The organism is Variovorax davisae (assembly GCF_030316845.1).
Lineage (GTDB): Bacteria > Pseudomonadota > Gammaproteobacteria > Burkholderiales > Burkholderiaceae_C > Variovorax > Variovorax davisae.
Genome location: NZ_JASZYS010000002.1, coordinates 479,076 through 492,246 on the forward strand (window position 1 = coordinate 479,076; position 13,171 = coordinate 492,246).

14 protein-coding genes and 1 pseudogene are annotated in these 13,171 nt (G+C 67.9%); 8 read left to right on the forward strand and 7 right to left on the reverse strand.

All coding sequences use genetic code 11. The annotated features are described in order from the left end of the window. Positions 1–31: 31 nt before the first annotated feature. A complete protein-coding gene (locus QTI33_RS06570; protein ID WP_286504974.1) occupies positions 32–1,045 on the reverse strand; it encodes a transporter in 1,014 nt (337 codons plus the stop codon). A gap of 149 nt (positions 1,046–1,194) precedes the next feature. Here QTI33_RS06570 and ppk2 point away from each other — a divergent pair, with 149 nt between their 5' ends. The 3 genes from ppk2 to QTI33_RS06585 are packed head-to-tail and all read left to right on the forward strand — an operon-like array spanning position 1,195 to position 4,087. Beyond that, positions 1,195–2,112: a polyphosphate kinase 2 gene (gene ppk2, locus QTI33_RS06575; RefSeq protein ID WP_286504975.1), complete on the forward strand. Its 918-nt coding sequence runs from the start codon at positions 1,195–1,197 to the stop codon at positions 2,110–2,112. Positions 2,113–2,171: 59 nt separating this feature from the next. Beyond that, entirely contained in the window at positions 2,172–3,215 is a 1,044-nt protein-coding gene (locus QTI33_RS06580) for an extracellular catalytic domain type 1 short-chain-length polyhydroxyalkanoate depolymerase (protein WP_286504976.1), read from the forward strand. A gap of 23 nt (positions 3,216–3,238) precedes the next feature. Next, positions 3,239–4,087 (forward strand): lipase family protein, encoded by an 849-nt coding sequence (locus QTI33_RS06585; RefSeq protein WP_286504977.1) that lies wholly within the window; start codon positions 3,239–3,241, stop codon positions 4,085–4,087. A gap of 117 nt (positions 4,088–4,204) precedes the next feature. On the opposite strand, the gene QTI33_RS06590 is transcribed toward QTI33_RS06585, so the two are convergent. The 4 genes and pseudogenes from QTI33_RS06590 to QTI33_RS06605 form a co-directional block, all read right to left on the reverse strand. Next, complete coding sequence (locus tag QTI33_RS06590) at positions 4,205–4,495, reverse strand: addiction module antidote protein (RefSeq protein WP_286504978.1); 291 nt, start codon at positions 4,493–4,495, stop codon at positions 4,205–4,207. Continuing rightward, a complete protein-coding gene (locus QTI33_RS06595; protein WP_286504979.1) occupies positions 4,495–4,785 on the reverse strand; it encodes a type II toxin-antitoxin system RelE/ParE family toxin in 291 nt (96 codons plus the stop codon). Before QTI33_RS06595 ends, QTI33_RS06590 begins: the two co-directional genes overlap by 1 nt. 234 nt (positions 4,786–5,019) lie before the next feature. Further along, a pseudogene (locus tag QTI33_RS06600) lies at positions 5,020–5,162 on the reverse strand (helix-turn-helix domain-containing protein); the annotation flags it as partial. 35 nt (positions 5,163–5,197) lie between these two features. Next, entirely contained in the window at positions 5,198–5,785 is a 588-nt protein-coding gene (locus QTI33_RS06605; RefSeq protein WP_286504980.1) for a hypothetical protein, read from the reverse strand. Between the two features lie 288 nt (positions 5,786–6,073). Here QTI33_RS06605 and urtA point away from each other — a divergent pair, with 288 nt between their 5' ends. From urtA to urtE, 5 genes are all read left to right on the forward strand, one after another. Then, positions 6,074–7,342, forward strand: a complete 1,269-nt coding sequence (gene urtA / locus QTI33_RS06610; protein WP_286504981.1) for an urea ABC transporter substrate-binding protein — start codon at positions 6,074–6,076, stop codon at positions 7,340–7,342. Between the two features lie 134 nt (positions 7,343–7,476). Continuing rightward, positions 7,477–9,057: an urea ABC transporter permease subunit UrtB gene (urtB, locus tag QTI33_RS06615; RefSeq protein WP_286504982.1), complete on the forward strand. Its 1,581-nt coding sequence runs from the start codon at positions 7,477–7,479 to the stop codon at positions 9,055–9,057. Then, positions 9,054–10,280 carry an urea ABC transporter permease subunit UrtC gene (urtC, locus tag QTI33_RS06620; RefSeq protein ID WP_286504983.1) on the forward strand — a complete coding sequence of 409 codons (1,227 nt, stop codon included), beginning with the start codon at positions 9,054–9,056 and terminating at the stop codon, positions 10,278–10,280. Before urtB ends, urtC begins: the two co-directional genes overlap by 4 nt. Then, entirely contained in the window at positions 10,277–11,149 is an 873-nt protein-coding gene (gene urtD, locus QTI33_RS06625; protein WP_286504984.1) for an urea ABC transporter ATP-binding protein UrtD, read from the forward strand. Before urtC ends, urtD begins: the two co-directional genes overlap by 4 nt. Before the next feature lie 18 nt (positions 11,150–11,167). Beyond that, positions 11,168–11,860 (forward strand): urea ABC transporter ATP-binding subunit UrtE, encoded by a 693-nt coding sequence (gene urtE, locus QTI33_RS06630; RefSeq protein WP_286504985.1) that lies wholly within the window; start codon positions 11,168–11,170, stop codon positions 11,858–11,860. Between the two features lie 3 nt (positions 11,861–11,863). On the opposite strand, the gene QTI33_RS06635 is transcribed toward urtE, so the two are convergent. Both QTI33_RS06635 and QTI33_RS06640 read right to left on the reverse strand, forming a co-directional pair. Further along, the gene (locus tag QTI33_RS06635; RefSeq protein WP_286504986.1) at positions 11,864–12,541 is read right to left on the reverse strand and encodes an anti-sigma factor family protein; all 678 of its coding nucleotides are present in this window, start codon (positions 12,539–12,541) and stop codon (positions 11,864–11,866) included. Beyond that, entirely contained in the window at positions 12,528–13,082 is a 555-nt protein-coding gene (locus QTI33_RS06640; RefSeq protein ID WP_286504987.1) for a sigma-70 family RNA polymerase sigma factor, read from the reverse strand. The genes QTI33_RS06635 and QTI33_RS06640 overlap by 14 nt, the downstream gene beginning before the upstream one ends. Positions 13,083–13,171 lie beyond the last annotated feature (89 nt).

The window sequence follows — 13,171 nt, forward strand, 5'->3', positions numbered from 1 at the left end:
GAGTTTATTCTTTCTCGGAATGGCTTGCCCTTCAGCGCTTTTTCCGGAACGCGACCCAGGCGGCGATGGCGGTGAAGCTCATCACGATGGCGACCACGATCCAGAAGCCGTGCTTGTGCTCCGCCAGCGGGATGCCGCCCACGTTCATGCCGAACAGGCCGGCCAGGATGTTGATCGGCAGGGCCAGCACGGTCACCACGGTCAGCACGAACAGGCTGCGGTTGTTGTCCTCGTTGACGTTGTCGGCGATCTCCTCCTGCAGCAGCTTGATGCGTTCCTGCAGCGCGCCCATGTCGCGCAGGACCACCGAGAACTCCTCGGTCGAGCCGCGCAACTCCTGGGCGTCGGGCTCGCTCATCCAGGCCGGCGGGCTCTGCAGCAGCCGGAACAGCGCCGCCGGTTCGGGCGCCAGCAGGCGCTGCAGGCGCACCAGCACCCGCCGCAGCATCCCCAGCCGGGCCCGCTTGTGGTCGAGCCGGCCGGCCAGCAGCGCGTCCTCGATGTCGTCGATGCGCGCGGTCACGCCGCGCACGATGCGCACCAGCACGTCGGCCTGCACCCGCAGCAGGTGTTCGAGCAGCTCCGTGCTGGAGCGCGGCGCGTCGCCCGCCTTGACCGCGGTGCGCAGCGCGTCGACCGAGCGCAGCGGCTGGGTGCGGGCGGTCACGACCAGCCGCGGGCCGACGCTGATCCAGAGGGTCGAGATGTCCGAGGGTTCGAAGCTGAACTCGAAGTGGACGTCGTTGATGACCGCGATCAGCGAGTCGTCTGCGCGCTCGATGCGGGTCGAGTGCAGCCCTTCCTTCAGGGTCTCGAAGAAGATGTCGGACAGGCCGGCGTGGCGCTGCAGCCAGCGCTCGGCCTGGGCATGGCTCAGGTTGAAGTGCAGCCACATGTAGGCCCCGGGCGGCGTGCCCGCGGCCAGCCAGTCGGCGGCCTGCGCGGAATCGACCGCGCGGACCGGGGCGGGGGCGGCGGCATCGAACAGGTAGCCGCAGATCAGGCCGGCTTCGTCGCTGCCGTAGGCGCCAGCGATCGAATTCATGGAGCGAGGGGCATGGTGGGCGTCGTGCCGATGGTGCGGGCGGCGTGTGTCAGCCATGTGACGGCGCCGGATTGGCGTACTTTCTGTCACGCAATCGTCATCCGGCGGCTGCAGCATGGCGTATTGCCCTGCCTCCTACAGAGAAGACCATGACCCTTCCCAGCACCCTCGGCGACCATGACGAACTGATGGCACGCATCGCGCGCGACCTGGTGGACAGCTACGACGAGGAAATCGAGCTCGAGCTCGAGGACCGCAACCTCGACGAGCTGGAATCAGGCACCGTCACGGACAAGGCGGGCCGGCAGGCCTACTTCAAGGAGCTGTTCCGGCTCCAGGGCGAACTGGTCAAGCTGCAGGACTGGGTGCAGCACAGCAAGCAGAAGGTCGTGATCCTGTTCGAGGGGCGCGACGCGGCCGGCAAGGGCGGCGTCATCAAGCGCATCACGCAGCGGCTCAACCCGCGCGTGGTCCGGGTGGCGGCGCTGCCGGCGCCGAACGACCGCGAGCGCACCCAGTGGTACTTCCAGCGCTACGTGGCGCACCTCCCGGCGGCCGGCGAGATGGTGCTGTTCGACCGCAGCTGGTACAACCGCGCCGGCGTCGAGCGGGTGATGGGCTTCTGCTCCGACGAGGAGTACGAGGAGTTCTTCCGCACCGTGCCCGACTTCGAGCGGATGCTGGTGCGCTCGGGCATCAAGCTGATCAAGTACTGGTTCTCGATCACCGACGAAGAGCAGCACATGCGCTTTCTCGGCCGCATCCATGACCCGCTGAAGCAGTGGAAGCTGAGCCCGATGGACCTGGAGTCGCGCCGCCGCTGGGAGGAGTACACCAAGGCCAAGGAAACGATGCTGGACCGCACCCACATCCCCGAGGCGCCGTGGTGGGTGGTGCAGGCGGTCGACAAGAAGAAGGCGCGCCTGAACTGCATCAGCCACCTGCTGGGCCAGATGCCCTACCACGATGTGCCGCATCCGCCGGTCGAGCTGCCGGCGCGAGTGCGCAATGACGACTACCTGCGCCATCCGGTGCCTGCCAGCATGTACGTGCCGGAAAGGTACTGACCCCTTCCTTCCGTCGCGGGTAGCTGGGCGGGGGCGAAGCTGCTACCGTGTCCGCAACGATGGCCCGCCGCTCCCTTTCCCCCCTGACGCGCGCCTACCAGCGCAACCTGAAGGCATTGACCCAGGCCGCGCTGGGCAGCGGCAAGCGCATCGCCCGGCGGGTGAGCGATGCTGCGGCGCAGCAGCTGAAGCCGCCGCCGGGGCCTGGCGACTGGATCGCGGGCGCCGCGCTGGGGCCGGCCGGCGCGCGGGCCTTCCACCTCTATCGGCCGCCCGCCCTCCAGCTGCAACCGGGCGAGAAGCTGCCGTTGATGGTGATGCTGCACGGCTGCGCCCAGACCGGACGCGAATTCGCGATCGCCACCCGCATGAACCGGGTGGCGGACCGCGAGCGCTTCCTGGTCCTCTACCCGGAACAGGACCGCCTGGCCAACGCGCAGGGATGCTGGAACTGGTACGACCGCCGCTCCGGCAAGGCCGATGCCGAGGCCGCCACCCTGATGGCCGCGATCGACCAGGTGCTGCTGCTCTACCCGGCCGATCGCGACCGGGTGGCGGTCGCCGGCCTGTCCGCCGGCGCCAGCATGGCGGCCCTGCTGGCCACCCGCTATCCGCTGCGATTCCGGGCGGTGGCCATGCACTCGGGCGTGGCGCCCGGTGCCGCCAGGTCGCCGGCCACGGCGCTGGGCGCCATGCGCGGGCGCCACGTGCCGCCGATGCCGGCCACCGCGGTCGGCAAGGCGATGGGCGCCGCGGCGGTCTTCGGCACGCTGCCGCCGCTGTTGATCCTGCATGGCGACGCCGACAGCGTGGTGGCGCCGAGCAACGCCGGCAGCGGCGCCGAAGTCTGGGCCGTGGCCACCGGCGCCCGCCCCGGCGCCGTGCGGGCGCTGCAGCGGGGCAAGCGGCACCCGATGCGCGTCACCGACTACGTCCGCGCCGGCCAGACCGTGGTGACGCTGTGCGAGATCGCCGGGCTGGGCCATGCCTGGAGCGGCGGCGCCACCAGCATGCGTTTCACCGACGCGGCCGGGCCGGATGCTTCCAAGCTGGTGTGGGCCTTTGCGGCGCGCCAGTTCCGGCGCACCATGGCGACCCCCTAGCGTCGACCTGCCCGGAACTGCCGATGCCCACCATTGCCTACGACGCCAGCCGGAGCGCGCTCTATACGCCCGAGCGGCAGCCGACGCTGTTCGAGGCCGGACGCGCCCACACGCCGGTCCAATGGGCGGTCGAGGCGGCGCGGCTGGCCTATTACCGCGCCGAGGAGTCGGAGGCCGAGCGGCTGCGTCTGGCCGAGGCGCTAGGCCGAGCCGGCTTCGCTGCGCCGACCTTCTTCAGGGACCACGCCACCTTCGCTTTCGGCACCTCGAATGCAGGCGACGGCACCGCGCTGATCGCGTTCCGCGGCACGCAGCCCGACGAAATCCGTCACCTGGCGACCAACCTGCAGGCCCAGCAGACCGACTGGAGCGAAAGCGGTGGCCGCGTGCATGCCGGATTCGCCAAGGCCGCGCGGTCGGTGCTGCCGCAGGTGCGCGACTGGCTGGGCGGGGAAGTGCGGCAGCACAGCCGGCTGATCCTGGCTGGCCACAGCCTGGGCGCCGCGCTCGCCACCCTGGCCGCCACCGTGCTGCAGCCGGCCCTGACCGTGACGCTCGGCTCGCCCCGGGTCGGCGATGCGGACTTCGTCTCGGCGCTGGCCGAGCTGCACCTGATGCGCATCGTCGACGGCTGCGACGTGGTCACGCAGCTGCCGCCGGCGCTGTCCTTCTATGCCCATGCCGGGGCCGTGCGCTACATCCGCTGCCTCGACGGCATCTGCGTCGACGATCCGAGCCCGTCCGAGATCGAGGCCGACCGCCTCCAGGGCCGCGCCCGCTATGCGGCCGAACACGCCTGGCGGCCGGGGGCGGTGCTGCTGCGCGAGCTGGCGGACCACGCGCCGATCAACTACGCGCGCGGGTTTTTCTAGACATGGTGGTCGCTCCACAGGCGAAAGCAGGCTCGTCTCCGCTATCGTGGTTTGCGCGCCGAAGTGTGCCGAGCCACATGTGGCGGATTTCCCCAGCCGCAAACTCGTGGAGGCAAATCACCGCCGCTGACCCAGCGTCAAAGTGAACCCGAGCGCCCGCATGACCTTGAACAGGGTGTCCGAGTTGGGCGCCCGCTCCCCGGACAAGCTCTTGTAGAGACTTTCTCGGGAAAGGCCGGTGTCGGCGGCCAGTTTGGCCATGCCGCGTGCGCGCGCGATGTGCCCCAGAGCGCCAGCCAACTCGGCCGGATCGCCGTCCTCCAGCACCTGGCTCAGGTACTCCTTCACGTCTTCGTCCGTCGTGAGGTAGTTCGCCATGTCGAATGGCCTCGTCTTGATCTTGCTCATCACAATTCCTTCGCCAACTTGATGGCCTTTCTGATGTCGGCGGCTTGGTTGGATTTATCACCGCCACCGAGCATGACGATGATCGCGCCCGAGCGCTCCACGTAGTACATCCGCCAGCCCGGGCCGAAGAACTCGCGCATCTCATAGACGCCTTCGCCTACCGGTTTCACGTCCCCGAGGTTTCCAGCGCGTACCTTGCTCAGCCGACGCGCCAATCGAATCCGCGTCGAGCGATCCTTCAGGGCCTCAAGCCACTCGGCGAAACCTTCAGTCTCGATGACCGTGAACATCGGTCAATTGTAGCCGCATGGCTACATAGTCGACTCTGCGAAGTTCATCCCCCGACGAGCGCCACCGATAGTGCGGCTGACTTCTGTCGATGGTTGGGAGCGTCGCCTTGGCGAGGGATCGGTCCGGCTGCGCGAGCTGGCGGACCACGCGCCGATCAACTACGCGCGCGGGCTTTATGGGGCGCTTGGGTTTCGATCGCTTCCAATCAATTGGCGCAGCCGGGCGTCTTGATTTCAGCTGATGGCGCGCAGGCCCTTGTCGGCAATGATGTAGCAGCTTGAGGGCCGGCCCTGTGGGCTGGGTGTCGCCTCGCTCCCACTTGCGCACGGTCGACGCCGAGGTGTGCATGAAGAGCGAACACCGGCTGGCTGAACCTCACGCCCGACTGCCAGCCCTGCCCAGACCGGCCCCTCAGGCAAGCGGCGCAGCGTCCGTCCACAGGCCCAGGTACGCCACAGCCTTTTGCTTCTCGATCCCCGCGCCGCTTCGTTCGATAGCCGCCGGCGACTTCTTCGCAAAGTCCGCAATCGATTGAGACAGGTTCCAGACCTGTGTGCGGTCGATCAACAGCAGCCGGTCGTGCAGCGATCTGTCGCGTGCGAGGCGGACTTCCAGCGGACGCTCGGCTTTGTACTGCGCCTGCCAGCGGCTGGCCGCCGGCGCGAGGCTGGTCTTGGTCCCGGCGCGATCGCCCAGGATGTGGATGTGCACGCCTTCCTGCGCGGCGATGGCGACGTCCGTCAGCGCGGTGGCGTTCACGTAGGGATCGACGATCAGGACCTCGCACCGGGCCGCACGCACGACCTTCGCCAGTTCGGCGAACACGTCGAAGGGCGAGCGCGCGGCGATGAATGCGCCATGTGGTGCTTCTGCCGCCGGTGGCAAGTTGCGATCGAGCACGGCGGCGTGCGCATCGCCGATGTTCACGAGGACCTGCACCGATCCGCCGTGGACGTTGATGGCGATGCTGGAGGGTTGTCTATGATTTGAGGTAGCCATGATGTGCTTAGCTTTCTGGGGGCACGTTGTGGTTAGAGCCTCGTTGGTGTTGACGCACCTTCGGGGCTCGCCTTTTTGCTCGGAGCCGAATAAGGAAGCGATCGGCACACGAAGCAACCGGCCATTTCACCGCGGTACGGCGCTTGAGCGACCCCTGACGGTTCGGAAACTGGCGTGGGAACCGTCTGGGGTTGTCCCCGCCCTGTACGCCACCCGGCGTATTTCCGCCCCGGCCACCGGTGCGCAGACTCTCTCCATCGTTCAAACCAACCAGGAGAAGGTCTCACCATGCAACGTCGATTCACACTCAAGGCGATGACCGCCGCTGTCGCTCTCGCGAGCCTGTCCGCCGTGCCTGCCTTCGCACAGGACACCATCAAGGTCGGCATCCTGCATTCGCTGTCGGGCACGATGGCGATCTCCGAGACCGTGCTGAAGGACACGGTGCTGATGGCCATCGACGACATCAACGCCAAGGGCGGCGTGCTGGGCAAGAAGCTCGAGCCCGTGGTGGTCGACCCGGCCTCCAACTGGCCGCTGTTCGCCGAGAAGACCAAGCAGCTGCTGGGCCAGGACAAGGTGTCGGTGATCTTCGGCTGCTGGACCTCGGTGTCGCGCAAGTCGGTGCTGCCGGTGCTGGAAGAAATGAACGGCCTGCTGTTCTACCCCGTGCAGTACGAGGGCGAAGAGCTCAGCAAGAACGTGTTCTACACCGGTGCCGCGCCCAACCAGCAGGCCATCCCCGCGGTCGACTACCTGATGAGCAAGGAAGGCGGCGGCGCCAAGCGCTGGGTGCTGCTGGGCACCGACTACGTCTATCCGCGCACCACCAACAAGATCCTGCGCGCCTACCTGAAGAGCAAGGGCGTGAAGGAAAGCGACATCGACGAGAAGTACACGCCCTTCGGCCACAGCGACTACCAGACCATCGTCGCCGACATCAAGAAGTTCTCGGCCGGCGGCAAGACCGCGGTGGTGTCGACCATCAACGGCGACTCCAATGTGCCCTTCTACAAGGAACTCGGCAACGCCGGCCTGAAGGCCAAGGACGTGCCGGTGGTGGCCTTCTCGGTGGGTGAGGAAGAGCTGCGCGGCGTCGACACCAAGCCGCTGGTCGGCCACCTGGCGGCCTGGAACTACTTCATGAGCCTGAAGAACCCGACCAACACGGCCTTCATCAAGCAGTGGAGCGACTACGCCAAGGCCAAGAACATCCCGGGCCACAAGGACAAGCCGCTGACCAACGACCCGATGGAAGCCACCTGGATCGGCATCCACATGTGGAAGCAGGCGGTCGAGAAGGCCAAGAGCACCGACACCGACAAGGTGATCGCGGCGATGGCCGGCCAGACCTTCAACGCACCTTCGGGCATCGTCTCGAAGATGGACGAGAAGAACCACCACCTGCACAAGAGCGTGTTCATCGGCGAGATCAAGGCCGACGGCCAGTTCAACGTGGTGTGGAAGACGCCGGGCCCGGTGCGCGCCAAGCCGTGGAGCCCGTTCATCGAAGGCAACGACAAGAAGCCCGACTACCCGTCCGGCAAGTCGATGTAATTGGGCTCGCCCCCAGGTTGCCCGGCACTTCGTGTCCGGGCGCCCACCCCCTACCGGGGGCAACACCAGCGGCCCGGCAAAGCCGGTTCCGCGGTGTTCCTGGAACAGAGAAGAGAACGCCGCCCCCCACTCCTATGCGCTTTATCAATTCATGTGCGGCGGCGTTCGCGCTGCTCCTTGCTCTGCCGGCCCACGCGCTGACCGCCGACGAGGCCAAGGCCATCGCCTCGGGCGAATCCGAAGCCCGCATCGCGGCGCTCAACAAGGCGGTCGCCACCGCCGACGACAAGACCGCGGCCTTCATCCAGTCGATGTCGGACGATGCGGTCAAGTTCACGGCCGACAAGGTGTTCGTCATCAAGGACGACAAGGCCTTCGACCCGGTCACCGGCGCCGAGCAGAAACTGCCCGACGACGCCGAGGACGTGGTCAACAACAACATGATGCGCGGCGCACTCGATGCCGCGCAGGCCGCCCTCAAGCTCACGAGCAAGGACGACGCGGTGCGCGCCGAGGCCGCCCAGGCGCTCTTCAAGGAGCCCGACGAATCGCGCCTGCCGCTGGTCGAGAAGGCGCTGGCCGCCGAGGCCAACCCGAAGATCAAGGCCCAGCTCGAGCTGGTGCGCGCCGCCAGCATGCTGAGCAGCACCGACAAGGACAAGCGCCTGGCCGCCGCCAGCGACCTCGGCGCCAGCCGCAGCCCCGAGACCAAGCTGCTGCTGAACCAGCGTCTGGCCGACGAGACCGAGGCCGACGTCAAGGCCGCCATCGTGGCCTCGATCCGCAGCATCGACGGCTCGCTGGTGTGGGGCGACCGCATCAACGCGATCTTCAGCGGCATCAGCCTCGGCTCGGTGCTGCTGCTGGCCGCGCTCGGCCTGGCGATCACCTACGGCCTGATGGGCGTGATCAACATGGCGCACGGCGAGCTGATGATGATCGGCGCCTACGCCACCTACGTGATGCAGGGCATCTTCCAGCGCTACTTTCCCGAATCGGCCTTCGGCTGGTACCTGGTGGCGGCGATCCCGGTGGCCTTCCTGGCCTCGGCGCTGGTCGGCGCGGTGCTCGAGCGCGGCGTGATCCGCTTCCTGTATGGCCGCCCGCTGGAAACGCTGCTGGCCACCTGGGGCATCTCCCTGATGCTGCAGCAGCTGGTGCGCTCGCTCTTCGGCGCCCAGAACGTCGGCGTCGAGAACCCGTCCTGGATGAGCGGCGGCCTCACCATGCTGAGCAACGTCGTGCTGCCCTGGAACCGCATCTGCATCATCATCTTCGCGGGCCTGGTGCTGCTGGCGATGGGCTGGCTGATCGGCCGCACGCGGCTCGGCCTGTTCGTGCGCGGCGTCACGCAGAACCGCCCGATCGCCTCCTGCATGGGCGTCAACACGGCGCGCATCGACACCTACGCCTTCGCGCTCGGCTCGGGCATCGCCGGGCTGGCGGGCTGCGCGCTGTCGCAGATCGGCAATGTCGGGCCCGACCTCGGCCAGAGCTACATCGTCGACTCCTTCATGGTGGTCGTGATGGGCGGCGTCGGCCAGCTCGCGGGCACGGTCTACGCGGCGATGGGCCTGGGCATCCTGAACAAGTTCATCGAAGGCTGGGCCGGCGCGGTGCTCGCGAAGATCGCGGTGCTGGTCTTCATCATCATCTTCATCCAGAAGCGTCCGCAGGGCATCTTCGCAATGAAAGGCCGGAGCGCAGAGGCATGAGCAAAGCAGCAGTACTACCTTCGAAGGGGCCGCTGTTGAGCGGCAAGGGCTGGACCGTCTTCTTCGTCGCGTTGATCGTGGTCTGCGCCGTGGCGCCGGTGCTCAACATCATGGTGCCGACGGGCAGCGCGCTGCACATGAGCGACTACGCGGTGGCGCTGGTCGGCAAGATCATGTGCTACGCCATCTGCGCGCTGGCGATGGACCTGATCTGGGGCTACACCGGCATCCTGTCGCTCGGCCACGGCATGTTCTTCGCGCTCGGCGGCTACATGATGGGCATGTACCTGATGCGCCAGATCGGCCGCGACGGCAACTACAAGAGCGACCTGCCGGACTTCATGGTCTTCCTCGACTGGAAGACCCTGCCCTGGCACTGGACCTTCAGCGACAGCTTCATCGCCACCCTGGTGCTGATCGTCGCGGTGCCGGGCCTGATCGCCTTCGTGTTCGGCTTCTTCGCCTTCCGCTCGCGCATCAAGGGCGTGTACTTCTCGATCATCACGCAGGCCATGACTTTCGCGGCGATGCTGCTGTTCTTCCGCAACGAGACCGGCTTCGGCGGCAACAACGGCTTCACCGACTTCAAGCGCATCCTGGGCATCCCGATCCAGACCCAGGAGATGCGCATGACGCTGTTCGCGCTCACGGGGCTGACCCTGCTGGGCTTCTTCCTGTTCTCCAAGTGGCTGATCGGCAGCAAGTTCGGCCGCGTGCTGCAGGCCATCCGCGACGCCGAGACGCGGGTCATGTTCTCGGGCTACAACCCGCTCGGCTACAAGCTCACGATCTGGGTCATCTCGGCCATCATGTGCGGCGTGGCCGGTGCCTTGTACGTGCCGCAGGTCGGCATCATCAACCCGGGCGAGATGAGCGCGGCCAACTCGATCGAGATCGCGATCTGGGCTGCGGTCGGCGGCCGGGCGACCCTGATCGGGCCGATCATCGGCGCCTTCATCGTCAACGGCGCGAAAAGCTGGCTCACGGTGGCCTATCCCGAATACTGGCTCTATTTCCTCGGTGCGCTGTTCATCGCCGTGACCCTGTTCCTGCCCGACGGCATCGTCGGCCTGGTCAGGAAGTGGATGGCCCGGGCCAAGGCGCCGAGCGAAGGCCGGCGCGAGGCCCGGCGATCGATGGCGGCGGAGCAGGGCGTCGAGCCGGCGGCCCTGGCGCCGACCCCGCAACCGCTGGGCGTCGAACCGAAGGGAGCCCGCGCATGACCCCCGACCTGATGGAAGCCGGCGCCGAGCGCGTGGCGCGACATGCCCACGTCGACCTGGCGCTGCAGACCGAATCCGGCGGCCGCGCGGCGGGCTACGGCCGGCATGCGACCGGCGAGGTCGACGTCACGCACGGCCGCATCCTCTACCTGGAAGATGTCAGCGTGAGCTTCGACGGCTTCAAGGCGATCAACAAGCTGTCGCTCGACATCGCGCCGGGCGAGCTGCGCTGCATCATCGGCCCGAACGGCGCCGGCAAGACCACAATGATGGACATCATCACCGGCAAGACGCGGCCCGACGAAGGCACCGTGTTCTTCGGCAGCACCATCGACCTGCTGCGCCACAAGGAGGCCGAGATCGCCCAGCTCGGCATCGGCCGCAAGTTCCAGAAGCCGACGGTGTTCGAGCACCTGACGGTGTTCGAGAACCTCGAGCTGGCACTCAAGACCGACAAGGGCGTCAAGGCCTCGATGATGTTCAAGCTCGATTCGGCGCAGGCCGACCGGCTGGCCGAGGTGCTGCACACCATCCATCTCGAGGACAGCGTGCTGCGGCTGGCCGGCAACCTGAGCCACGGCCAGAAGCAGTGGCTGGAGATCGGCATGCTGCTGATGCAGGACCCGAAGCTGCTGCTGCTCGACGAGCCGGTGGCGGGCATGACCGACGAGGAGACGGCCCGCACGGCCGAGCTGTTCCTGAGCCTGAAGGGCAAGCACTCGCTGATGGTGGTGGAGCACGACATGAGCTTCATCCGCACCATCTCGGAGATCGTCACCGTGCTGTGCGACGGCGCGGTGCTGGCCCAGGGCACGCTCGACGAGGTGCAGGCGGACGAGCGAGTGATCGAGGTCTACCTCGGCCGCTGAACAGCAAGAAGGACAACCATGCTCAGCGTCAAGAACATCCACCAGTACTACGGCGGCTCGCACATCCTGCGCGACGTCAGCTTCGAAGCCCGGCTCGGCAAGGTCACGGTGCTGCTGGGCCGCAATGGCGTCGGCAAGACCACGCTGCTCAAGTCGCTGATGGGCCTGGTGCCGATCAAGAGCGGCAGCATCGAATTCGACGGTTCGCCGATCCAGAAAAAGACGCCCTACGAGCGGGCCCGCGCCGGCATGGGCTTCGTGCCGCAGGGCCGCGAGATCTTCGCCCGCCTGACGGTCGAGGAGAACCTGCGCATGGGCCTGGCCTACAAGTCGGGCGGCACGCCGATTCCGCCCGAGCTCTACGAGCTGTTCCCGGTGCTCAAGCAGATGCTGAACCGGCGCGGCGGCGACCTCTCGGGTGGGCAGCAGCAGCAGCTGGCGATCGCGCGCGCGCTGGCGCCCAAGCCGAAGCTGCTGATCCTCGACGAGCCCACCGAAGGCATCCAGCCGAGCATCATCAAGGACATCGGCCGCGTGATCCGCATGCTGGCCGACCGCGGCGACATGGCGATCGTGCTGTGCGAGCAGTACTACGACTTCGCGCAGGAGCTGGCGGACGACTACCTCGTGATGGAGCGCGGCGAGGTGATCGCGCGCGGCCTCGGCAAGGACATGGAAGCCCAGGGCGTGCGCCAGCTGGTGGCGATCTGATCGTCAGCGCGTCGCGCTCGCGGCCCCCTGCGCCATCCGCTCGCGGGCCAGCGCCGCGAAGGCCTGCAGCTCGGCCGCGTTGAGGTCCGACACCGCCCAGGCCTGCATCCCGGCCTCGGTCCAGTGCACCAGGTTGTAGCCGCGCTTCACCAGCGACTGCGGCGGGCGGGCCCTGGCATCGGCCGCGGGCCAGACGAACAGGTTGATCACGTGCGGACCCGAGCGGTAGACCAGCGCGGCGACCGGATGGCCGTCGACATAGTCCAGCCGGCCGCCGGTGAGCGGCAGGCCGTCGGACGCCAGGTCGACCACCGGCGGCGAGAAGTCCAGCTTGCCGGCGAACCAGGGCTTGACCGTGTGGTGGTCGCTGGAGGCCACGTCGGCCAGGTGCGCGCCCATCAGCGAGCGCACATGGCTGTCGGTGAGCGCGTCGCCGGTGGGGTCCGCCCCCGGCGCCACCAGCAGCGCCAGCGCCAGGCCCCAGGCCGTGGCCGCGCCGGCGCCGAACAGGGCCAGGGCCTGCAGCCAGCGGGCCGGGAACGACCGGGCGCCGACCGGCGCGGGCGCCTCCTGGCCGCGCAGGTCGGCCCGGATGCGATCGGCCAGCGCCGCGGACGGTGCGTGGCGGCTGCCCTCGCGCCGGATCAGCGCGCCCAGTTCGTCGTCGTCAACGGCTTGCATCACGCCTTCCTTGCTTCGGTGGGTGCGGGACTTCCGCCTGCAGCGCGGTGCGCAGCAGGGCCCGGGCCCGCGACAGCCGCGACATCACGGTGCCGATCGGAATGCCGGCGACGCGCGCGATGTCCTCGTACGACAGCTCCTCCAGTTCGCGCAGCACGATGACCTCGCGAAACGGCGGCGCCAGGGCCTCGATGGCGGCATCGACGCGCTGGCCGCGGGCCTGCCGTTCCCAGGCCAGCGCGGGGTCGCCGAACACCGTGGCGACGTCGCCGCTGTCGCGCAGCTCGTCGAACTCGACCTGGTCGGCCAGGTGGCGGTGCTGGCGCATCCAGTCGTAGCAGGCGTTGCGCACGATGCCCAGCAGCCAGGGGCGGGCGGCATCGCCGCGCAGGTCGTCGTAGAAGCGGAAGGCGCGCAGGTAGGCCTCCTGCACGGCATCCTCGGCCTGCCGGTCGTCGCGCAGCAGCCAGCGCGCGAGGTTGTACGCGGCAGGCAGGTGCGGCAGGGCCGCGGCTTCGAATCGACGGGTGCGGTCGTTCAACGGGTTCCTTCCCATGCCTGACGGACCGGGGCCGCGACTTATTCCCGCGCAGTCCGGGAATAGCCGGGACGCCGGCCGCGTCATGCCCC